This is a genomic window from Sphingomonas sp. (assembly GCF_039594485.1).
Classification (GTDB): Bacteria; Pseudomonadota; Alphaproteobacteria; order Sphingomonadales; family Sphingomonadaceae; genus Sphingomonas.
In genome coordinates, this window is sequence record NZ_JBCNNI010000009.1 from 85,859 (window position 1) to 107,622 (window position 21,764).

General features: G+C 65.7%; 15 protein-coding genes. 7 read left to right on the forward strand and 8 right to left on the reverse strand.

Going from position 1 to position 21,764, the window contains the following annotated elements; all coding sequences use genetic code 11:
* Positions 1-25: 25 nt before the first annotated feature.
* From ABDV78_RS06140 to glgX, 6 genes are all read left to right on the forward strand, one after another.
* Positions 26-2,458 carry a glycogen/starch/alpha-glucan phosphorylase gene (locus tag ABDV78_RS06140; protein WP_343526434.1) on the forward strand — a complete coding sequence of 811 codons (2,433 nt, stop codon included), beginning with the start codon at positions 26-28 and terminating at the stop codon, positions 2,456-2,458.
* The gene (gene glgB, locus ABDV78_RS06145) at positions 2,455-4,608 is read left to right on the forward strand and encodes a 1,4-alpha-glucan branching protein GlgB (RefSeq protein WP_343526435.1); all 2,154 of its coding nucleotides are present in this window, start codon (positions 2,455-2,457) and stop codon (positions 4,606-4,608) included. The genes ABDV78_RS06140 and glgB overlap by 4 nt, the downstream gene beginning before the upstream one ends.
* A 68-nt stretch (positions 4,609-4,676) precedes the next feature.
* On the forward strand, positions 4,677-5,939 hold the full coding sequence (gene glgC, locus ABDV78_RS06150) for a glucose-1-phosphate adenylyltransferase (protein WP_343526436.1): 1,263 nt from the start codon (positions 4,677-4,679) through the stop codon (positions 5,937-5,939).
* Positions 5,940-5,947: 8 nt separating this feature from the next.
* Positions 5,948-7,402 (forward strand): glycogen synthase GlgA, encoded by a 1,455-nt coding sequence (gene glgA, locus ABDV78_RS06155; RefSeq protein ID WP_343526437.1) that lies wholly within the window; start codon positions 5,948-5,950, stop codon positions 7,400-7,402.
* Complete coding sequence (locus ABDV78_RS06160) at positions 7,399-9,024, forward strand: alpha-D-glucose phosphate-specific phosphoglucomutase (RefSeq protein WP_343526439.1); 1,626 nt, start codon at positions 7,399-7,401, stop codon at positions 9,022-9,024. The genes glgA and ABDV78_RS06160 overlap by 4 nt, the downstream gene beginning before the upstream one ends.
* A gap of 154 nt (positions 9,025-9,178) precedes the next feature.
* Positions 9,179-10,978 (forward strand): glycogen debranching protein GlgX, encoded by a 1,800-nt coding sequence (glgX, locus tag ABDV78_RS06165; RefSeq protein ID WP_343526440.1) that lies wholly within the window; start codon positions 9,179-9,181, stop codon positions 10,976-10,978.
* On the opposite strand, the gene cyoD is transcribed toward glgX, so the two are convergent.
* Genes cyoD through ABDV78_RS06190 form a run of 5 tightly spaced genes read right to left on the reverse strand, consistent with a single transcriptional unit; the run spans position 10,975 to position 15,392 of the window.
* Entirely contained in the window at positions 10,975-11,358 is a 384-nt protein-coding gene (gene cyoD, locus ABDV78_RS06170; RefSeq protein WP_343526441.1) for a cytochrome o ubiquinol oxidase subunit IV, read from the reverse strand. The two genes, glgX and cyoD, sit on opposite strands and share 4 nt — an antisense overlap.
* Positions 11,355-11,990: a cytochrome o ubiquinol oxidase subunit III gene (cyoC, locus tag ABDV78_RS06175; RefSeq protein ID WP_343526442.1), complete on the reverse strand. Its 636-nt coding sequence runs from the start codon at positions 11,988-11,990 to the stop codon at positions 11,355-11,357. The genes cyoD and cyoC overlap by 4 nt, the downstream gene beginning before the upstream one ends.
* 13 nt (positions 11,991-12,003) lie before the next feature.
* Complete coding sequence (cyoB, locus tag ABDV78_RS06180; protein ID WP_343526444.1) at positions 12,004-14,016, reverse strand: cytochrome o ubiquinol oxidase subunit I; 2,013 nt, start codon at positions 14,014-14,016, stop codon at positions 12,004-12,006.
* Positions 14,013-14,900: a ubiquinol oxidase subunit II gene (gene cyoA, locus ABDV78_RS06185; RefSeq protein WP_343526446.1), complete on the reverse strand. Its 888-nt coding sequence runs from the start codon at positions 14,898-14,900 to the stop codon at positions 14,013-14,015. The genes cyoB and cyoA overlap by 4 nt, the downstream gene beginning before the upstream one ends.
* A 48-nt stretch (positions 14,901-14,948) precedes the next feature.
* On the reverse strand, positions 14,949-15,392 hold the full coding sequence (locus tag ABDV78_RS06190; RefSeq protein ID WP_343526448.1) for a hypothetical protein: 444 nt from the start codon (positions 15,390-15,392) through the stop codon (positions 14,949-14,951).
* A 116-nt stretch (positions 15,393-15,508) separates the two neighbouring features.
* Here ABDV78_RS06190 and ABDV78_RS06195 point away from each other — a divergent pair, with 116 nt between their 5' ends.
* Positions 15,509-16,342: a CoA ester lyase gene (locus ABDV78_RS06195; RefSeq protein WP_343526484.1), complete on the forward strand. Its 834-nt coding sequence runs from the start codon at positions 15,509-15,511 to the stop codon at positions 16,340-16,342.
* Between the two features lie 52 nt (positions 16,343-16,394).
* Here ABDV78_RS06195 and ABDV78_RS06200 read toward each other — a convergent pair whose 3' ends face one another.
* From ABDV78_RS06200 to scpA, 3 genes are all read right to left on the reverse strand, one after another.
* A complete protein-coding gene (locus ABDV78_RS06200) occupies positions 16,395-18,392 on the reverse strand; it encodes an acetyl/propionyl/methylcrotonyl-CoA carboxylase subunit alpha (RefSeq protein ID WP_343526449.1) in 1,998 nt (665 codons plus the stop codon).
* Positions 18,393-18,510: 118 nt separating this feature from the next.
* Positions 18,511-19,542, reverse strand: a complete 1,032-nt coding sequence (gene bioB / locus ABDV78_RS06205) for a biotin synthase BioB (RefSeq protein WP_343526451.1) — start codon at positions 19,540-19,542, stop codon at positions 18,511-18,513.
* Entirely contained in the window at positions 19,542-21,689 is a 2,148-nt protein-coding gene (scpA, locus tag ABDV78_RS06210; protein ID WP_343526453.1) for a methylmalonyl-CoA mutase, read from the reverse strand. Before scpA ends, bioB begins: the two co-directional genes overlap by 1 nt.
* Positions 21,690-21,764: the final 75 nt, after the last annotated feature.

Below are 21,764 nucleotides of genomic sequence, written 5' to 3' on the forward strand. Positions count from 1 at the left end.
GCACGCAAACGGGACGCCCGAATCAATGACGATGACCATCAACACCCTGCACGTCGACGACACCGGACCGCTCGCTGATGCGATCGTCGACACGCTGGTGCACCGGATCGGCAAGGACGCCGCCAATGCCCGCCCGCATGACTGGCTGGCCGCGACGATCCTGACCGTCCGCAACGACATCATCGAACGCTGGATGGCCTCGACCCGGGCGGCGCACGCGGCCGGGGCCAAGCGTGTCTATTATCTCAGCCTGGAGTTCCTGATCGGGCGGCTGCTGCGCGACGCGCTGTCCAATCTGGGCGTAATGGCGCAGGTCGCGGGCGCGCTCCAGACGCTGGGCGTCGACCTGTCCGAACTCGAGGAGATCGAACCCGATGCCGCGTTGGGCAATGGCGGCCTGGGCCGGTTGGCGGCCTGTTTCATGGAGAGCCTCGCCAGCCTCGACCTGCCCGCTTATGGCTATGGCATCCGCTATGTGAACGGCATGTTCCGCCAGCGGATCGATGACGGCTGGCAGGTCGAACTGCCCGAAACCTGGCTGAGCCACGGCAACCCCTGGGAGTTCGAACGCCGCGAAAGCGCCTATTTCGTCGGCTTCGGCGGCGAGGTGGTGGGCACCGAGACGGGCGCGGTCCATTGGAAGCCCGCCGAGGCGGTCGAGGCGATCGCGGTCGACACCCCCGTTGTCGGCTGGCGCGGCAAGCGGGTGAACACGTTGCGGCTATGGACCGCGCAGGCGATCGATCCCATCCAGCTCGATCGGTTCAACGCGGGCGACTATACCGGGGCGCTCGCCGGGGCGCTGGCCGCCGAGACGCTGGTGCGCGTCCTCTACCCGTCCGACAGCTCGCCCGCGGGCCAGGAATTGCGACTGCGGCAGGAATATTTCTTCTCCTCCGCCTCGCTACAGGACATTGTTCGGCGGCATATCCAGTATTTCGACGACATCCGCACCCTGCCCGACAAGGCCGCGATCCAACTCAACGACACCCATCCGGCGGTGTCGGTCGCCGAACTGATGCGGTTGCTGGTCGATCATCACGACCTGGGTTTCGACCAGGCATGGGACATCACCCGTCGCACCTTCGGCTATACCAACCACACGCTGCTGCCCGAGGCGCTGGAAAGCTGGCCGCTGCATCTGTTCGAGCGGTTGCTGCCGCGTCATATGCAGTTGATCTACGCGATCAACGCCAAGCTGCTGCGCGAGGCGCGCGCGGTGGAGGGGATCGACGACCGTGCCATCGCCGCGATCAGCCTGATCGACGAGAGCGGTGAGCGACGGGTGCGCATGGCGAACCTGGCCTTTGCGGGCAGCCACAGCGTGAACGGCGTCGCCGCGCTCCATACCGAGTTGATGAAGAAGACGGTCTTCGCCGACCTGCATCACCTCTATCCGACGCGGATCAACAACAAGACCAACGGCATCACCCCGCGCCGCTGGCTGCAACAATGCAATCCGCAATTGACCGCGCTGATCCGCGAGGCGATCGGCCCCGGTTTCGAGGATGATGCGGAGCAGTTGATAGCGCTAACGGATTTTGCGCAGGACGCGAATTTCCGGGAACGCTTTCTGGCGATCAAACGTTCCAACAAGGTGGGGCTGTCAAATTATCTTCGGGAATCGAGCGGACTGCGTGTCGACCCCGACGCGCTGTTCGACGTCCAGATCAAGCGTATCCACGAATATAAGCGCCAGTTGCTCAATATCATCGAGACGGTGGCGCTCTACGACCAGATCCGAAGCCATCCCGAGCGCGACTGGATTCCGCGCGTCAAGCTGTTCGCGGGGAAAGCGGCATCGAGCTATCACAATGCCAAGCTGGTCATCAAACTGGCCAATGATGTCGCCCGCCGCATCAATTCGGACCCCAGCGTCGGCCATTTGCTGAAGGTCGGGTTCATTCCCAACTACAATGTCAGCCTGGCCGAGAAGATCATCCCCGCCGCCGATTTGTCCGAGCAGATTTCGACCGCGGGCATGGAGGCGTCGGGCACCGGCAACATGAAGTTCGCGCTGAACGGCGCGCTGACCATCGGCACGCTCGACGGTGCCAATGTCGAGATCAAGGAGCATGTCGGCGACGATCATATCGTCATCTTCGGCCTGACCGCCGACGAGGTGGCCGCCAAGCGTCGTGACGGATATAATCCGCGCGAGATTATCGAGAACAGCCCGGAACTCCGCCAGGCCGTGTCCGCCATCGCCTCCGGCGTGTTTTCGCATGATGATCCCGGCCGTTATGCCGGGCTGATGGGCGGACTGTATGACGGCGACTGGTTCATGGTCGCCGCCGATTTCGACGCCTATGCCGCCGCGCAGCGTGGCGTCGATGTGCGCTGGCAGGACCAGACGGGTTGGGCGACGTCGGCCATCCACAATGTCGCGAAAGTCGGATGGTTCTCCTCCGATCGCACCATCCGGCAATATGCCGAGGAAATCTGGAACGTGATGTGAAGCCACCCCGTGCCGCTCTGGAAGCCCTGATCGAGGGCCGCAACGCCGATCCCTTCGCGTTGCTGGGACCGCATCGGGGACCGGGCGGCACGTTCCTTCGCGCGCTGGTGCCGGGTGCCGAGGAGGTGACGGCCTTCGACCTGTCCGGCAAGGTGCTGGGGGACCTGAAGCAGGTTGATCCGCGCGGCCTGTTCGAGGGCGCCGTGTCGGGCGAGCCGCAGCCGGTTCGATATTGCGCCAGGGGGCACGGCGCGGAGTGGTGGATCACCGATCCCTACAGCTTCGGGCCGGTGCTCGGGCCCGTTGATGATTTCCTGATGGGCGAAGGCAATCACTTCCGCCTCTATGACAAGATGGGTGCGCATCTGATCGAGCATCAGGGCGTGGCGGGCGTGCACTTCGCCGTCTGGGCCCCCAATGCCGAGCGGGTGGCCGTGGTCGGCGACTTCAACGACTGGAATCCCGGCCGCCACGTCATGCGCCGCCGCCTGGATGTCGGCGTGTGGGAAATCTTCATCCCCAATATCGGCCAGGGCCGCGCCTATAAATTCGCCATCACCGGCCCGCATGGCGCGGAACAGCCGATGAAGGCCGACCCTTTCGCCTTCGCGGCCGAGCTTCGCCCCATGACGGCCTCGGTGACGACCGCCCCGCCGCGGCATGTGTGGAACGACGCTGCCCACCGCGAGCATTGGTCGAGCGTCGACCCGCGCCGCGTGCCGATCAGCATCTACGAAGTCCATGCCGGGTCGTGGGACCGCGACGAGAATGGCTGGTACCTCAGCTGGGATGCGCTGGCGGGCCGGCTGATCCCCTATGTGGTCGAGATGGGATTCACCCATATCGAGTTCCTGCCCATTTCCGAACACCCTTACGACCCGAGCTGGGGCTATCAGACGACCGGCCTCTACGCGCCCTCGGCGCGGTTCGGCGATGTCGAGGGCTTTGCCCGCTTCGTCGACGGCGCGCACCGGGCCGGCATCGGAGTGATCCTCGACTGGGTGCCCGCGCATTTTCCTACCGACGCGCATGGCTTGTCGCATTTCGACGGCACCGCGCTCTACGAGCATGAGGACCCGCGCCAGGGTTTCCACCCCGACTGGAACACCGCCATCTATAATTTCGGACGGCGCGAGGTGGCGAGCTTCCTGGTCAACAACGCGCTGTTCTGGCCCGAGCGCTATCATATCGATGGTCTTCGCGTCGATGCGGTCGCCTCGATGCTGTACCGCGACTATAGCCGCAAGGACGGCGAATGGGTGCCCAACGAACAGGGCGGGCGCGAGAATTGGGAAGCAGTCGCATTCCTCCGCCAGGTCAACCGGCAGGTCTATGGCCAGCATCCCGGCGTCTTCACCATCGCCGAGGAATCGACCGCCTGGCCCGGCGTCTCAGCCCCCGCGCATGACGGTGGCCTGGGCTTCGGGTTCAAGTGGAACATGGGCTTCATGCACGACACGCTCCAATATATGGCGCGCGAGCCCGTGCATCGCCGCCACCATCATGGCGAGATCCTCTTCGGCCTGCATTACGCCTTCGACGAGAATTTCGTCCTGCCGCTCAGCCATGACGAGGTGGTGCATGGCAAGGGCAGCCTGCTGACCAAGATGGCGGGCGACGACTGGCAGAAATTCGCCAATCTGCGCGCCTATTATGCCTTTATGTGGGCCTATCCGGGCAAGAAGCTGCTGTTCATGGGCCAGGAATTCGCCCAGCGGGAGGAGTGGTCGGAAGCCCGCGCGCTCGACTGGCATCTGCGGTCCAGCCATGCGCATGAGGGCGTCCGCTCGCTGGTCCGCGACCTCAACCATCTCTATCGCGACACGCCCGCGCTCCATGCCCGCGACTGCGAGCGCGAGGGCTTCGAATGGCTGGTCGCCGACGACAGCGCCCATTCGGTCTTCGCCTGGCTGCGCAAGGCACCGGGCGAAAGGCCGGTCGCGGTGGTCGTCAACATGACGCCGGTCGCCCGTGCACCCTATCGCCTGCCGCTGCCGCATGACGGGCGCTGGACCGAGGTGCTGAACTCCGACGCGACCCAATATTGGGGCTCCGGCCTCGGCAATATGGGCGGAGTGGATGCCAGCGACGGCGTAGCCTGGGTGACGCTGCCGCCGCTCGCGACCGTCATCCTTCGCTTCGACGGCTGACCCCGGTCGATATCGCCGGAAATACCAAAGCACGCACATATATCAACACACGGGACGGGAGACGGAGAATGGACCTGAGGCGCGGACAACCGCTGGCGCGCGATGCCATGGCCTATGTGCTGGCGGGCGGCCGTGGCAGTCGGCTGATGGAAATGACTGACAATCGCGCCAAGCCCGCCGTCTATTTCGGCGGCAAGGCGCGGATTATCGACTTCGCCCTGTCCAACGCGATCAACTCCGGCATTCGTCGCATCGGCGTCGCGACCCAGTACAAGGCCCACTCGCTGATCCGTCACCTTCAGCGCGGCTGGAACTTCCTGCGCGACGAACGCAATGAGAGCTTCGACATCCTCCCCGCCAGCCAGCGGATCAGCGAATTCCAATGGTATGAGGGCACCGCCGACGCGGTGTTTCAGAATATCGACATCATCGAGAGCTATGCGCCCGAATTCATGGTCATCCTGGCGGGCGACCATGTCTACAAGATGGACTATGAGCTGATGCTCCAGCAGCATGTCGATAGCGGGGCCGACGTCACCGTCGCCTGTCTGGAAGTCACCCGCGCGGAAGCCAGCGCGTTCGGCGTGATGCATGTGGACGAGGCCGACCGCATCGTCGATTTCGTCGAGAAGCCCGCCGATCCGCCCTCCATCCCCGGCAATCCAGATGTGTCGCTGGCGTCGCTGGGCATCTATGTCTTCCGCACCGCCTTCCTGTTCGAGCAGTTGCGCCGCGATGCCGGGACGCCGGGGTCGAGCCGTGACTTCGGCAAGGACATCATCCCCTATCTGGTCGAGCATGGCAAAGCCCAGGCGCACCGCTTCTCCGCCTCCTGCGTCCGGTCCAGCGACGAGCCCGGTGCCTATTGGCGCGATGTCGGGACGGTCGACGCCTATTGGGAGGCCAGCCTCGACCTGACCGACGTGGTGCCGCAGCTCGATCTCTATGACCGCAGCTGGCCGCTCTGGACCTATGCCGAGATCACCCCGCCCGCCAAGTTCGTCCATGACGTCGATGGCCGGCGCGGATCGGCGGTGGCCAGCCTGGTCGCGGGCGACTGCATCGTGTCGGGCTCGTCGATCCACCGGTCGCTGCTGTCGACCGGGGTTCGGACCCATAGCTTCGCCATGCTGGACGAGGCGGTGGTCCTGCCCTTCTGCCAGATCGGACGCGGGGCACGGCTGCGGCGGGTGATCCTGGACCGCGGCGTCAAGATTCCCGACGGGCTGGTGGTCGGCGACGATCCGGTGCTCGATGCCCATCGTTTCCGGCGGACCGACAAGGGCATATGCCTCATCACCCAGTCGATGATCGATCGTCTGGCACACTGAAAGACACCATGACCCTTTCCGTCCTGTCCGTCGCCTCCGAAGCCTTTCCGCTCATCAAGACCGGGGGTCTGGCCGATGTCGTGGGGGCGCTTCCCGAAGCGCTCCGCCCGCATGACATCGCCGTAACCACACTGATCCCCGGCTTCCCCAAGGTGATGCGCGCGATCGGCGACGGCGCTCCCCGCGTCCATTACTGGCCGCACATCATCGGCAGCGAGGCATGGCTGCGCGAGGCGCGGATCGGCGAGCACCGGCTGCTGGTGATCGAGGCGCCACAGCTTTGGGAGCGCGACGGGCTTCCCTATGTCGATACCGACGGCAATGACTGGCACGACAATTGGCGGCGTTTCGCGGTGCTGGCGCGGGCGGGGGCGGACCTCGCCTCGGGCGCGGTGCCGGGCTATGATTTCGACCTGCTCCATGCGCATGACTGGCAGGCGGCGCTGGCCCCGGCCTTTCTCCATTACGCACCCGGCCCCGGCAAGGTCGCCAGGAGCATTGTCACCATCCACAATATCGCCTTTCAGGGGTCGTTCGCCGCGCATCACTTCCCCGATCTCGGCCTGCCGCCCGAGGCGTGGTCGGTCGACGGCGTCGAATATTATGGCCAGATCGGCTATCTGAAGGCCGGCCTGCGCACGGCGGATGCGATCACCACGGTCAGCCCGACCTATGCCGAGGAAATTCATCGGCCCCAGTATGGCATGGGCCTGGAAGGGCTGATCGCGGCGCGTACCGAATGCGTCAGTGGCATCGTCAACGGCATCGACCCCGCCGTCTGGAGTCCCAGGGTCGACGCCGCCCTGCCCGCCCCCTTCACCGTCGACACGCTGGACGACCGCATCGCCAACAAGCGCGCGGTGGAGCAGCAATTCGGGCTGGAGCAGGATGACAGCCCGATCTTCACCGTCATCAGCCGCCTGACCTGGCAAAAGGGCATGGACGTGCTGGTCGAGGTGGTGGACGATCTGGTCGCGATGGGCGGACGGCTGGTGGTGCTGGGCACCGGCGACCCGGCACTGGAGATCGCTTTCGCCACCGCTGCGCTGCGCCATTTTGGGCGGGTCGCGGTGCGGATCGGTTATGACGAACCCGTCTCCCACCTGCTGCAGGGCGGGAGCGACGCGATCCTCATCCCCTCGCGGTTCGAGCCGTGCGGGCTCACCCAGCTCTATGGCCTGGCCTATGGCTGCGTGCCCGTGGTGGCGCGGACCGGGGGGCTGGCCGACACGATCATCGATGCCAATGAAGCGGCGCTGGCGGCGGGCGTGGCGACGGGATTGCAGTTCGATACCGTCAACGCCGACAATATCGTCGCGGTGCTGCGTCGCACTATGAGACTCTATGCCGACCAAGACCAATGGCGGACCATTCAAGTGAATGGCATGAACGCCGATTATAGCTGGCACCATAGCGGCCGCCACTATGCCGAACTCTATCGATCCGTCCTGGGGAACCCATGATCAAGACTGTCGCGACCGAGCCTTATCTCGACCAGAAGCCGGGCACCTCGGGCCTGCGCAAGAAGGTCCGCGTCTTTCAACAACCCAATTATGCCGAGAATTTCGTCCAGTCGGTCTTCGACGCGCTGGGTGACGAAAAGACCCGCCAGACGCTGGTGATCGGCGGCGATGGTCGCTTCCTGAACCGGGAGGTGATCCAGGTCGCGATCCGCATGGCGGCGGCGAACGGCTTTGCCCGCGTGGTGGTCGGCCAGGGCGGTATCCTGTCCACCCCGGCGGCCAGCAACGTGATCCGGCAACGCAAGGCGATGGGTGGCCTGGTCCTGTCGGCCAGCCACAATCCTGGCGGCCCGGGCGAGGATTTCGGCATCAAGTACAACATCTCGAACGGCGGGCCCGCGCCGGAAAAGGTCACGGACGCGATCCATGCCAACACCAGGACGATCAACCGCTGGCTGACGGTAGAGGCCGATGACATCGACCTCGATACGCTGGGCGAGGTGACGGTCGGCGGCATGACCGTCGAGGTGATCGATTCGGTCACGGACTATGCCGCGCTGATGGAGAGCCTGTTCGACTTCGCCGCGATTCGGGCGGCGGTCGCGGGCGGCTTCACCATGTCCTTCGACGCGATGAGCGCGGTGACGGGGCCTTACGCGACCGAAATCCTGGAGAACCGGCTGGGCTTTGCCAAGGGCACGGTCCGCAACGGCACCCCGCTCCCGGATTTCGGCGGGCATCATCCCGACCCCAATCTGGTCCATGCGAAAGAGCTGTATGACCGGATGATGGCCTCCGACGCGCCCGATTTCGGTGCAGCGTCTGACGGGGACGGCGATCGCAACCTGATCATCGGGCGCGGACGCTTCATCACGCCGTCAGACAGCTTGGCGATGCTGGCGGCGAACGCGCATCTCGCGCCCGCTTATGCCGGTGGCCTGAAGGGCATTGCGCGCTCGATGCCGACCAGCGCCGCCGCCGATCGCGTGGCGGAGAAGCTGGGCATTCCGGCTTACGAAACGCCGACCGGCTGGAAGTTCTTCGGCAATCTGCTCGACGCCGGGATGGCGACCATCTGCGGCGAGGAGAGTGCAGGGACGGGCTCGGACCATGTGCGTGAGAAGGACGGGCTGTGGGCGGTATTGCTCTGGCTCAACATCCTGGCCGTCTCGGGCAAGTCGGTGGACCAGATCGCACGCGATCACTGGGCGACCTATGGCCGTAATTACTATGCCCGCCATGACTATGAGGGCGTCGAAAGCGAGCGTGCCGATGCGCTGATGGCCGATCTTCGCGGCAAGCTCGCCAGCCTGCCGGGGGAACGCTTCGCGGGGCTGACGGTCGAGACGGCCGACGACTTCGCCTATACCGACCCGACCGATCAGTCGGTCAGCCGCAACCAGGGTATTCGCGTGTTGTTCGAAGGGGGCAGCCGCGTCGTGTTCCGCCTGTCGGGCACCGGCACCAGCGGCGCGACGCTCCGTGTCTATCTGGAGCGCTATTCCGCCGACCAACTCGACCGCGAGACGCCTGACATGCTCGCCGACATCATTGCGGCGGCGGACGAGATCGCCGGCATCACCCGGCATACGGGCCGCACCGAACCCGATGTGGTGACCTGATTGGCATCGGGGGGAGAGTGAAACGCCCTCCCCCCTTGCCCCCGGCGACTGCCGGGGCGTAGTTGCCATCAGGTCGGTGGACGTCCCGAGAGATCGATGCCACTGGCTCCCGGCCTTCGCCGGGACGGTCGCGGTGCGTTAGGGTGTACAGGCCATGACGAATCAGCCCCTCTCCGCTCTCGGCGCGACACCCGTCCCCGGCGGCACCCGCTTCGCCGTGCGCTCGACCGCCCAGCGTGTCGAGCTTTGCCTGTTTGACGGCCCCCGGGAACGCCGCGTCGCCATGACTCGCGACGATGATGTGTGGATCACCACCATTCCCGGCACCGACCACCTCTATGGCTACCGCGCGCATGGCGAATATGACCCAGCCCGCAACCTGTGGTTCGACGCGGCCAAGCTGCTGGTCGATCCCTATGCGCTCGAACTCGACCGCCCCTTCGTCCAGTCGCCGCGCCTTGCCATCCCTGGCGAAGACACCGCCGACATCATCCCCCGCGCCCGCGTCGTTGCGCCGCTGACCACCATCCCTGCCTCGCCGCTCTTCCGGCCGGGGCAGCTCATCTACGAACTCAACCTGCGCAGCTTCACCATGCGCCACCCCGCTATCCCGGCGGGACGGCGCGGTACGCTGGCGGCGCTCACGCATCCGGCGGTGCTGGACCATCTGCATAAGCTGGGCGTCGGCGCGGTCGAGTTGATGCCGATCACCGCCGCGATCGACGAGCGCCATCTGCCACCGCTCGGGCTGCGCAATGCCTGGGGCTATAACCCGGTCGTGCCCATGGCGCTCTGCCCCGAACGGGTGCCCGGCGGAGTCGCCGAACTGGTCGCGACCATCGCCGCGCTGCGCGAGGCGGGGATCGGCGTGATCCTCGACCTCGTCTTCAACCATATGGGCGAAAGCGACATCCATGGGGGCACGCTGTCCTTCCGGGGTCTTGATCCCGACACCTATGCCCGCACGCCCGATGGCACGCTGATCAACGATGCTGGCACCGGCAACACGCTTGACGCCAGCCGTCCGGGCGTCCGCGCGATGATCCTCGACTCCCTGCGCCATTTCGCTCGTGCAGGGGTGGACGGATTCCGCTTCGACCTGGCGCCGGTGCTGGCGCGCGGGCCCGGCTTCGATCCCGATGCGCCCATCTTTGCCGAGATCGCCGCCGATCCCATCCTGTCGACCCGCATCATGATCGCCGAGCCCTGGGACATCGGCCCCGGCGGCTATCAACTCGGGGCCTTCCCCGAACATTGGCTGGAATGGAACGATCGCTATCGCGACCAGGTGCGGCGCTTCTGGCGCGGCGACGGGCGGGCGGGCGATCTGGCGACGCGTGTGGCGGGCTCGGCGGACCTGTTCACCAGCCCGACGAGCCGGTCGGTCAATTTCATCGCCGCGCATGACGGCTTCACCCTGGCCGATCTCGTCACCTATGCCGGGCGGCACAACCATGCCAATGGCGAGGACAATCGCGACGGACACGGCGACGAAGTGTCGTGGAACCATGGGTGCGAAGGCCCCGGCGACGATCCCGCCATCCACAAGGCGCGCGCCCGTTCGGTCCGGGCGATGCTCGCCACGCTGTTCCTGTCGCGCGGCACCCCGATGCTGACCGCCGGAGACGAATTCGGGCGTAGTCAGCAGGGCAACAACAATGGCTATGCGCAGGATAACGAGACAAGCTGGCTCGACTGGAACATGCGCGACGAGGCGCTGGAGCGTTTCGTCGCGACGCTCAGTGAATTTCGCCGGGGAGTGCCGCTCGACTGGACGGATTGGCTGGCCAACGCGCAATGGCGCACGCTTGGCGGTGATCCCATGCAGCCCGAGGACTGGGATCGGGCCGACGGCTTCGCGCTTCAACTGCCGGCGGGCGGGCAAAGCCTGATCCTGCGCTTCGACCGGATGAGCGGCGTCACCGCCCTTTTCGGCACGATGCTCGAAAGCTAGGGCGTCGCCATCGGCCCCATCAGATTGTGGTTCAGATGCCCCATGATCCAGATCGAGCCGAGCAGCACCAGCGCCACGATCAGCACCCCGAACAGCAACGCCAAGACATTGTTGGTGTTGTCCGGCCCCGTCGTGATGTGGAGGAAGAAGACCAGATGCACGCCCATCTGCCCGATCGCCAGCGCCACCAGCGCGGCGGGCACGGCGGGCCCCCAGACAATGTCGCTCTGCACCAAGCCGAAGGACGCCGCCGTCAGTATCGCCGCCGCGACCAGCCCGACCGCATAGCTGCGCACACCGCCGACGATCGAGTCCCGCTCCGCATCCTCGCCGGGCGCGGTTTCATCACGCGCCATTTCCTCGTCGGGCCGCTCGCTCATCCGCGCACTCCCATCAGATAGACCATGGTGAACAGCGCCACCCAGATGATGTCGAGCGCATGCCAGAACAGGCTGAAGCACAGGATGCGGCGCAGGATATCCTCGCGGAATCCCTTGGCATAAGCCTGCGCCATCATCGTGGTCAGCCACAGCAGGCCAAGGGTGACGTGCAGGCCATGACAGCCGACCAGCGCGAAAAAAGCCGACAGAAAACCGCTACGCTCCGGTCCATGCGCCTCGCCGATAAGGTGGAGGAATTCATACGCCTCCAGCGCGAGAAACCCGGCCCCCAGCACCCCCGTTACCGCCATTGCGATCTGGAACCAGCGCATGTCGCGCGCCAGCGTCCCGATCCCGGCCATCCCGCAGGCAAAGCTGGAGAGGAGCAGCAGGACCGTCTCGGTCTCGACCAGTTTCAGATCGAATATGTCCTTGCCCGACGGGCCGCCCGCGGTCGCGTCCACCAGCACCGCATAGGCGGCGAAGAAACAGGCGAACAGGATGAAGTCCGACAGCAGGAAGATCCAGAAGCCATAGGACACGACGATCCGCTTCGGCGCAGGGCCATCGGGATTGGGCTCGCTTCCCCGGCCCCATTTGTTGGGGTCGTGCGTCTGTGCCGCCCGGCTCATGACAGGCCCTTATTCATGACAGGGCCTCTTCCGGCAGATCGAGCAGGGTCGCCTTGCTGCGGCGGCGCGTCTGGTCCAGCCGTTCGACCTCCTCGATCGGGATTTCATACTCGGCCTTGTCGCGCCACGCGAAGACCACGAACGTCCCCCAGGCACCGAAAAAGCCCAGGATCACCAGCCACCAGATATGCCAGATCAACGCGAAGCCCATGGCCGTGGCGAAAAAGGCCGTGACGAACCCGGTCGGCGAATTGCGCGGCATCGCGATCGGTTCGTAATCGGGGCGGTCGGACAGGGCGCGGTTTTCGCGCGCCTTGGCCTTGATCCCCCAATAGGCTTCCTCGCCCTTCACATCCGGCAGCACCGCGAAGTTGAACGCGGGTGGCGGCGAGGTGGTGATCCACTCCAGCGTGCGCCCGTCCCAGGGGTCGCCGCTCTCGTCGATACGATCGGCCCGCGTCTTGATCGAGACATAGAGCATCATGACCTGACACGCGATCCCGGCGAGGATCAGCAGCGCGCCCAACCCAGCCGCGATCAGCCAGGGATGCCAGCCCGGCACGTCATAATGCTGCATTCGCCGCGTCATGCCCATCAGGCCCAGCACATAGAGCGGCATGAAGGCGAGATAGAAGCCACTCAACCACAGCCAGAAGGCGCGCTTCCCCCAGATTTCGTCCAGCGTGAAGCCGAACATCTTGGGAAACCAGAAGGTGAAGCCCGCAAAGGCCCCGAACAGCACCCCGCCGATGATGACATTGTGGAAATGCGCGACGAGGAACAGCGAGTTGTGCAGCACGAAATCGGCTGGCGGCACCGCCAGCATCACGCCGGTCATGCCGCCGATCACAAAGGTCACGATGAACCCGATCGACCACAGCATCATCGAGGTGAAGCGGATGCGCCCGCCATAGATGGTGAACAGCCAGTTGAAGACCTTCACCCCCGTCGGCACCGCGATGATCATCGTCGTGATGCCGAAAAAGCCGTTCACATCGGCTCCCGCCCCCATGGTGAAGAAGTGGTGCAGCCACACCATGAAGGACAGGATGCAGATCACCATCGTCGCAATGACCATCGAGCGGTATCCGAACAGGGGCTTGGACGAAAAGGTCGAGATGATCTCGGAGAAAATGCCGAAGGCGGGCAGGATCAGGATATAGACCTCGGGGTGCCCCCAGGCCCAGATGAGGTTGACGAACATCATCTGGTTGCCGCCCGCTTCCGGCGTGAAGAAGTGGAAACCCAGATAGCGGTCGAGGATCAACATGCCGAGCACGGCGGTCAGCACCGGAAAGGCCGCGACGATCAGCAGGTTGGAGGCGAGCGATGTCCAGGTGAACATCGGCATCCGGCTGTAACCCATACCCGGGGCACGCATCTTGAGGATGGTGGTGACGAGGTTCACGCCCGCCAGCAGCGTCCCCATCCCCGATATCTGTAGCGCCCAGAGATAATAATCGACGCCGACACCCGGCGAGAAGCGCAGCTCCGACAGCGGCGGATAGACCAGCCAGCCGGTCTTGGCGAACTCGCCGATGACCAGGCTCATGTTGATGAGCAGCGCCCCGCTGCACGTCAGCCAGAAGCTGACCGAATTGAGCGTCGGAAACGCCACGTCACGTATGCCGAGTTGCAACGGCACGACGAAGTTCATGAGGCCGATCATGAACGGCATCGCCACGAAGAAGATCATGATCGTGCCATGCGCCGAGAAAATCTGGTCGTAATGATCGGGTGGCAGAAAACCGTCGCTGCTATAGGCCAACGCCTGTTGCGACCGCATCAGCAGCGCATCGGAAAAACCACGGAGCAGCATCACGCCCGCCAACAGGCAATACATCACGCCGATCCGCTTATGGTCGACGCTCGTGATCCACTCACTCCAGATGTACGGCAGATGCCCGCGCCGCCATACCCAGATGAACACCCCAAGCAGGACCAGACCGATGACGCCCGCCGACAGCAGCGGCAAAGGTTCGTGAAACGGGATCGAGTCCCAGCCTAGCTTGCCGGTCAGTGTCATTGCTCGCGCCCATCCCTGGCCTGTTCCGCCTCGGGCGCGCCCTTCTTCATCACGATCCGGTCGTACAGGCCGGGCTGAAGCCTGGGATAGCTGGCGGGGCGGACATTGCGGCTGGGATGCGCCATCGCGACGAACTCGGCCCAGTCGAGCGTCTTGCCCTGCCCCGCTTTGGCGGTCGCGACGAACCGATCAAACGCGCCCTGCGACACCGCATCGACGAAGAAGTCCATATCGGCAAAGCCCTCCCCGCTATAATGCGCCGACAGCCCGCGATAGCGCCCGACCCTGTCCGCTCGCAGGTGGAGCGTCGAGTCCATGCCTGACATGGCGTAGGTCTGGCTGCCCAGTTGCGGCACGAAAAAGCTGTTCATGACCCCTGCCGAGGTGATGCGGAACTTCACCGGCGTACCCACCGGCACCACCAGCCGGTTGATCGTGGCGATTCCCTGTTCGGGATAGAGGAACAGCCATTTCCAGTCGGTCGCGACGACCTCGACCGTCATCGTCTTTGCACGTGAGGCGATGGGTTTCGGCGGATCGAGATCATGGCTGCCGATCCAGGCGATACCGCCCAGGAACATGATGGCGAGCGCCGGAACCGACCAGACCAGCAGTTCCAGCCGCCCCGAATAGGCCCATTCTGGCAGATGCCTGGCGCGGCTGTTACCGGCACGGAACCACCAGCTAAAGGCGAAAGCCAGGATGATGACGGGCACGACGATCGCCAGCATCACGGCGAGCGCGTTGAAGAAGATACTGCGCTCGCCCACCGCGATCGGCCCCGCGGGATTCAGGATACCGGGCTCACAGGCGGCCAGCGCGGCACACAGCCCAAGGCACGCGAAACGCGCGAAAATGGGGGCTAGGCGCGGTTCACGAGGCATTCAGGCGATGAACGGCGGGTCCTCGCTTTCGTTCCTCACCCGTTCGGCTCAGGCGGCTAGGCGGCGTCCCTCGCCATCGCCACTGTCATTGGCGGGGCGCTGGGTGCGACGCGGCCGCGCGGCCCGCTTGGCGGAGCGCCGTGCCACCATCCGCCGCACGACCGGCCAGCGCGCCAGCATCGAGGAGGACAGCATCGCCGCCATGCCCAGTTCGGCCACCCCGCCCCATTCGATCGCCGAAACCATCATGACGAGATCGCCCATCGACCCGCCAGCCATGGCAAGCATTCGAATCTCATCGACCTCGAACCAGATGGCGAGCCCGATCAGCGCCGCGCCAGCGATCATCACGCCCCATTGCGCCGGGCTGACCTGATTAAGGCGCTTCGCCGGTGCCTCGACCAGCATTCGCGACAACCAGCGGCTGACCGGCAAATACGGACAGCCGCGAAGCAGGAGCATCAAGCCCAGCAGCAGCAACGCGGCGGTCATTCCGCCATTCCCATCGATTGCATGGTCTTCCCCCTTGTTCCCTTGAAGTATTGGGGGAGCAGCGACGAATTACCAGAGGCGTGACGGCGCCCGCCCCGCGCGTCTATGGTCCTGCCATGACCCTGCGCAGCGCCCTGTTCCTCCCCGCCTCCAACCCCCGCGCCATCGCCAAGGCCCGCACGCTGGCGAGCGACGCGGTGATCCTCGACCTGGAGGATGCGGTCGCGCCCGATCTGAAGGTCGCCGCGCGCGCGGCGGCGGTGGCGGCGGTACGGGAAGGCGGATTCGGCGAACGATCGCTGGTCGTGCGGGCGAACGGACTCGAGACCGACTGGGCGGCGGACGATCTGGCCGCCCTGGCCGAGGTCCGTCCGGCGGCGGTGCTGCTTCCCAAGGTCGATGACGTCGCCACTTTGGCCGCGGCGCGGGCGGCGCTGGGTCCGGGCATTCCCCTCTGGGCGATGATCGAGACCTGTCGCGGCATCCTGTCGCTGGGCGCGATCGCCGGTGTCGCGACGGAATTGGGGCTGGCGGCCCTGGTCGCAGGCCCCAACGACCTCGCCAAGGAGATGCGCCTGCCCGCCCCGCCCGCCCCCGAGGCCCTGTTGCCGCTTCGCATCCAGATCGTCGTCGCCGCCCGCAGTGCCGGGCTGATCGCGCTCGACGGCGTGTGCAACGCCCTCGATGCGCCCGATCGACTGGCGGCCGAATGCGCGGAAGGGCGACGGCTGGGCTTCGATGGCAAGACGCTGATCCACCCCAACCAGATCGCAGCGGCGAATGCGGGATTTGGGCCGAGCGAGGCGGAAATCAAATGGGCACACCGCGTCGTCGCGGCCTTTGCCGATCCGTCGCAGGCGGAAGCGGGGGCGATCCGGCTCGACGGCCAGATGGTCGAGCGACTGCATCTGGCCGAGGCCGAACGGATATTGGCGCTCGCTCAGCCATAAGCCCTTCTCGTTCCTCCCCTGCAAGGGGAGGAATATGTTGGGCCTGTGCCGGTTACTCCAGTTCCAGAATCACCGCGTCCACGGCGAGGCTGTCGCCGGTCCTGGCGGTGATGGTCTTGACGGTTCCGGTCTTGGCGGCGCGCAGGATGTTTTCCATCTTCATCGCCTCGACGACGGCCAGCGGCTGGCCTGCCTCGACCTTGTCGCCCTCGGCCACGTCGAGCCGGACCAGCAGGCCGGGCATCGGCGCGATGAGGAATTTGGACAGATCGGGCGGCACCTTTTCGATCAGGTGCTGCGCATAGGCCGCCGCGCGGGCGGGGAGCACGCGGATGGTGTGACTGGCCCCTCGCGTCGTCAGGCGAAAGCCGGTGCGGGTCTTGGCGATGCGGATGTGGAGGGTGTCGCCCGCTTCGTCCTCGACCGCGATCATCCGGTCGCCCGGCGTATAGGCGATGGCGAGGTCCAGGTCCGCGCCGTCGACGCTGATCCCGTCGGTCGAGACGTTGACCGCATGGTCCTGCCCGCCGATCCGCACCGTCCAGTCGGCGGGCGGTTGCAAGCGGTGGCCGAGTTGCCCGTCGATCCGCCGCGCGCGGTCCGCCTCGGCGGTGGCGGCGAAGGCGGCGACAGCGGCGAGCGTTCGGATCAGGCCCTCCGACGCGGGCGCGCCGTGGAAGCCCTCGGGATATTCCTCGGCGATGAATCCGGTCGTGAGCGCGCCTGCGCGGAAACGCGGATGCTGCATCAGCGCGGACACGAAGTCGATGTTGGTCCCCGGCCCGACGATCTCGAAGGCGTCGAGTGCGGCGATCTGGGCATCGATCGCGGCCTCGCGGGTCGGGGCCCAGGTGACGAGCTTGGCGATCATCGGGTCGTAGAACATGCTGACCTCGCCCCCCTCGGCGACGCCGTCATCGACGCGGACGCGGGTCGCGTCGTCACGATGCTCGGCGGGCGGATTGTAGCGGACCAGCCGCCCGGTCGAGGGCAGGAAGCCGCGATACGGGTCCTCGGCATAGACGCGGTTCTCGATCGCCCAGCCGGTCAGCGTCACATCGTCCTGGCCGAACGCCAGCGGCTCGCCTGCCGCGACGCGGATCATCTGCTCGACCAGATCGAGACCGGTAATCTCCTCCGTCACGGGATGCTCGACCTGGAGGCGGGTATTCATTTCGAGGAAGTAGAAGCTCTCGCCCGTCGGGTCCGCGCCCGAGACGATCAGCTCGACGGTCCCGGCCGAATAATAGCCGACCGCGCGGGCCAGCGCGACCGCCTGTTCGCCCATCGCGCGGCGCATCTCGGGCGTGACGAAGGGCGACGGGGCCTCCTCGACCACCTTCTGGTGGCGGCGCTGCACCGAGCATTCGCGCTCGCCGAGATAGACGATGTTGCCGTGGCTGTCGCCCAGCACCTGGATCTCGATATGGCGCGGGGACTCGATGAACTTCTCGATGAAGACGCGGTCGTCGCCAAAGCTGGCGAGGCCTTCGCGCTTGGTCGCCTCGAAGCCCTCGCGCACATCCGCTTCCGACCAGGCGAGCCGCATCCCCTTGCCGCCGCCACCGGCCGACGCCTTCATCATCACCGGGAAGCCGATCTCGGTGGCGATGCGCACCGCTTCCTCGGTATCGGCGATCTCACCCAGATAGCCGGGGACGACATTGACCCCGGCCGCCTTGGCGAGCTTCTTCGACTCGATCTTGTCGCCCATCGCGGCGATGGCGTTCGGCGGCGGGCCGATGAACGCGACACCCGCCTCGGCACAGGCCCTGGCGAAGCTCTCACGCTCGGACAGGAAGCCATAGCCGGGATGGATCGCATCGGCCCCGGTCGCCTTGGCGGCGGCGAGGATCAGTTCGGCCTTGAGATAGCTCTCGGCGGCGGGCGCGGGGCCCAGGCGAACGGCTTCGTCGGCCAGCCGGACATGCGGCGCGCCCGCATCGGCATCCGAATAGACCGCGACCGTGGCGATGCCCATCGCGCGCGCCGTGCGGATCACACGGCACGCAATTTCCCCGCGATTGGCGATCAGGATTTTCTGGAACACGGGGATACCTCTCCTTTTATGTCGTTGGTCCGTGTCAAATGCCGTTCGAGTGGCGCACCAGCCCTGGTTCACCGCAACTGGGCCCCGGCTTTCGTCGGGGACAGCCGGCGAAGCCTGTTTACTCCGCCGCTTCCAATTCCACCTTGCACTCGGCCGCCATCGGGGTGAGCCCCAGCCGGGCGAAAAGTGCTGCGTCCTTGTCGTCGCCCGCATTGCCCGCGGTCAGCAGCTTGTCGCCGGTGAAGATCGAGTTCGCCCCCGCCAGGAAGCACAAAGCCTGGGTCGCATCCGACATGCTCTCGCGCCCGGCCGACAGGCGGACCATCGAGCGCGGCATGGTGATGCGCGCGACCGCGACGGTGCGAACGAATTCGATATCGTCGATCTTGGCCAGCGGGGTATCGGCCAGCATATCGCCCAGCACCGTGCCCTTGACGGGCACCAGCGCGTTCACCGGCACGCTGCCCGGATGCACCGGCAGGGTGGCAAGCGCATGGATGAAGCCGACCCGGTCGCCGCGCGTCTCACCCATGCCGACGATGCCACCGCAGCACACGTTGATCCCGGCATCACGGACATGCTCCAGCGTCTCCAACCGCTCGCCGAAGCTGCGCGTGGTGATGACGTCGCCGTACCGCTCGGGCGAGGTGTCGATATTGTGGTTGTAATAGTCGAGCCCCGCATCGGCCAGGGCCCGCGCCTGTGCGTCGGTCAGCATGCCCAGCGTCATGCAGGTTTCCATGCCCATGGCACGCACGCCCTTCACCATCTCGACGATGGCGGGCATGTCGCGGTCCTTAGGGTTGCGCCATGCCGCGCCCATGCAGAAACGCGTCGAGCCATGGTCCTTGGCCTGCGCCGCGGCCTGCAACACGGCGCGCGGGTCCATCAGCTTGGTCGCCTTCAATCCCGTGTCGGCATGCGCCGACTGGCTGCAATAGCCGCAATCCTCGGGGCAGCCGCCGGTCTTGATCGACAACAGTGTCGATAGCTGGACCTGATCGGCGGCATGGTGCGCCCGGTGCACCTCGGCGGCGCGGAACAGCAATTCGGTGAAGGGCAGGTCGAACAGCGCGGCGATCTCTTCGCGGGTCCAGTCGGTGCGCGGTCCGGCTCCGTCAATCGGGGAAAGCGCGGTGGTCGTCATCATCACTTGGCGTCCTGTAGTTCGTCCGCTTCCGGCGGCATATTATGGCCCAGCAGCCTCAGCACATCTCCGGCCGCTTTCACAAGGTTGGTGCCGGGGCCGAAAATCGCCTGCACCCCGGCATCGTAGAGCGCCTGATAATCCTGTGCCGGAATAACGCCACCCGCAATGACCTTGATATCGGCGCGGCCCGCCTCGCGAAGATGGCCGATCAGTTCGGGGACGAGCGTCTTGTGCCCCGCCGCGAGACTCGAGGCACCGACGACATCGACATCGCGGGTCAGCGCCACTTGCGCCGCTTCCTCGGGCGTCTGGAAGAGCGGTCCCGGCACCACCTCGAACCCCAAGTCCCCGAACATCGAGGAGACGAGGTTCGCGCCCCGGTCATGCCCGTCCTGCCCCATCTTGGCGACGAACAGCCGGGGACGGCGGCCCAGGCGACGCTCGACCGCCTCGACACCCCGGATCAGGCGCGCCCAGCGCTCGTCCTCGGCATAGGCTCCGCCATAAACGCCCGACACGGGGCTCGGCTGCGTCCCATAGCGGCCGAACACGTCTTCCAACGCCGCCGAAATCTCGCCCAAAGTCGCCCGTGCCCGCGCCGCTTCCACCGCCAGCGCGAGGAGATTGCCCTTGCCGCGTGCGCCATCGCGCAGCGCATCGAGGGCAGCCCGGCACGCCGCTTCGTCGCGCGCCGCCTTCATCGCCGCGATCCGCGCGATCTGCCCCGCCCGCACCGCATGATTGTCGATATCGAGAATCTCGACAGGCGCTTCGTCGGCCAGCCGGTATTTGTTGACCCCGACGATCACATCCTCGCCCCGGTCGACCTTGGCCGCCCGCGCCGCGCTCGCCTCCTCGATCATCGCCTTGGGCCAGCCCGCCGCCACCGCCTTCGCCATGCCGCCCTCTGCCTCGATCCGCTCGATCAACTCCCACGCGCCGTCGACCAGCGATTGCGTCAGGCTCTCGACATAATAGCTGCCGCCCAAGGGATCGACGACCTTCGTCATCCCCGTCTCTTCCTGCAACACGATCTGCGTGTTGCGCGCGATGCGGGCGGAGAAGTCGGTGGGCAGCGCGATCGCCTCGTCCAGCGCATTGGTGTGGAGGCTCTGCGTGCCGCCCAGCATTGCCGCCATCGCCTCGATGGTGGTGCGGATGACGTTGTTATACGGGTCCTGCTCGGTCAGCGACACGCCGCTCGTCTGGCAGTGCGTGCGCAGCATCTTGGAGCGCTCGTCCTTCGCCCCGAGCTGCGTCATCGCCCGGTGCCACAGCACACGCGCCGCGCGCAGCTTGGCGACCTCCATGAAGAAGTTCATGCCGATCGCGAAGAAGAAGGACAGGCGGCCTGCGAACTTGTCGATGTCGAGGCCCGACGCCACGCCATATTTCACATATTCCATGCCGTCGGCGATGGTGAAGGCCAGCTCCTGGAGCTGCGTCGCCCCGGCTTCCTGCATGTGATAGCCGCTGATCGAGATGCTGTTGAACTTGGGCATCTCGGCCGAGGTATAGGCGAAGATGTCCGAGATGATCCGCATCGAAGGCTCGGGCGGGTAGATATAGGTGTTGCGGACCATGAACTCCTTGAGGATGTCGTTCTGGATGGTCCCTTCCAGCTTCGAGCGGTGAACGCCCTGTTCCTCGGCCGCGACGATGAAGAAGGCCAGCACCGGGATCACCGCACCGTTCATCGTCATGCTGACCGACATGGCATCGAGCGGAATGCCGTCGAACAGGATCTTCATATCCTCGACCGTGTCGATCGCGACGCCCGCCTTGCCGACATCGCCCGTCACGCGGGGGTGGTCACTATCGTAACCCCGATGGGTGGCGAGGTCGAAGGCGACCGACAGCCCCTTCTGCCCCGCCGCCAGATTGCGGCGGTAAAAGGCGTTCGATTCCTCGGCGGTCGAGAAGCCCGCATATTGCCGGATCGTCCAGGGGCGGCCCGCATACATGCTCGCGCGCACCCCGCGCGTGAACGGCGCGAAGCCCGGCAGGCCGGGGTCGGTGGTCACATCCGCCGCCGTGTAGAGCGGCTTGACCGTGATCCCCTCCGGCGTCCGCCAGTCGAGGTCGCGGTCCTTCACCTCGCGCGCGGCGAGCGATTCCCAGTCGGACAGGTCAGGGCATTCGGCCATCGGCCACTCCTCATCCACTCGTTGCGCGCATTGCTTATTTTGTTTCACTAAAACGCAATCATGATACGGTCGCAA

Coding starts and splice junctions, on each gene's coding strand:
- ABDV78_RS06140 (WP_343526434.1), top strand. CDS start 26: ATGACGATGACCATCAACACCCTGCACGTCGACGACACCGGACCGCTC.
- glgC (WP_343526436.1), top strand. CDS start 4,677: ATGGACCTGAGGCGCGGACAACCGCTGGCGCGCGATGCCATGGCCTAT.
- glgA (WP_343526437.1), top strand. CDS start 5,948: ATGACCCTTTCCGTCCTGTCCGTCGCCTCCGAAGCCTTTCCGCTCATC.
- ABDV78_RS06160 (WP_343526439.1), top strand. CDS start 7,399: ATGATCAAGACTGTCGCGACCGAGCCTTATCTCGACCAGAAGCCGGGC.
- glgX (WP_343526440.1), top strand. CDS start 9,179: ATGACGAATCAGCCCCTCTCCGCTCTCGGCGCGACACCCGTCCCCGGC.
- cyoD (WP_343526441.1), bottom strand. CDS start 11,358: ATGAGCGAGCGGCCCGACGAGGAAATGGCGCGTGATGAAACCGCGCCC.
- cyoC (WP_343526442.1), bottom strand. CDS start 11,990: ATGAGCCGGGCGGCACAGACGCACGACCCCAACAAATGGGGCCGGGGA.
- cyoB (WP_343526444.1), bottom strand. CDS start 14,016: ATGACACTGACCGGCAAGCTAGGCTGGGACTCGATCCCGTTTCACGAA.
- cyoA (WP_343526446.1), bottom strand. CDS start 14,900: ATGCCTCGTGAACCGCGCCTAGCCCCCATTTTCGCGCGTTTCGCGTGC.
- ABDV78_RS06190 (WP_343526448.1), bottom strand. CDS start 15,392: ATGACCGCCGCGTTGCTGCTGCTGGGCTTGATGCTCCTGCTTCGCGGC.
- ABDV78_RS06195 (WP_343526484.1), top strand. CDS start 15,509: ATGACCCTGCGCAGCGCCCTGTTCCTCCCCGCCTCCAACCCCCGCGCC.
- bioB (WP_343526451.1), bottom strand. CDS start 19,542: ATGATGACGACCACCGCGCTTTCCCCGATTGACGGAGCCGGACCGCGC.
- scpA (WP_343526453.1), bottom strand. CDS start 21,689: ATGGCCGAATGCCCTGACCTGTCCGACTGGGAATCGCTCGCCGCGCGC.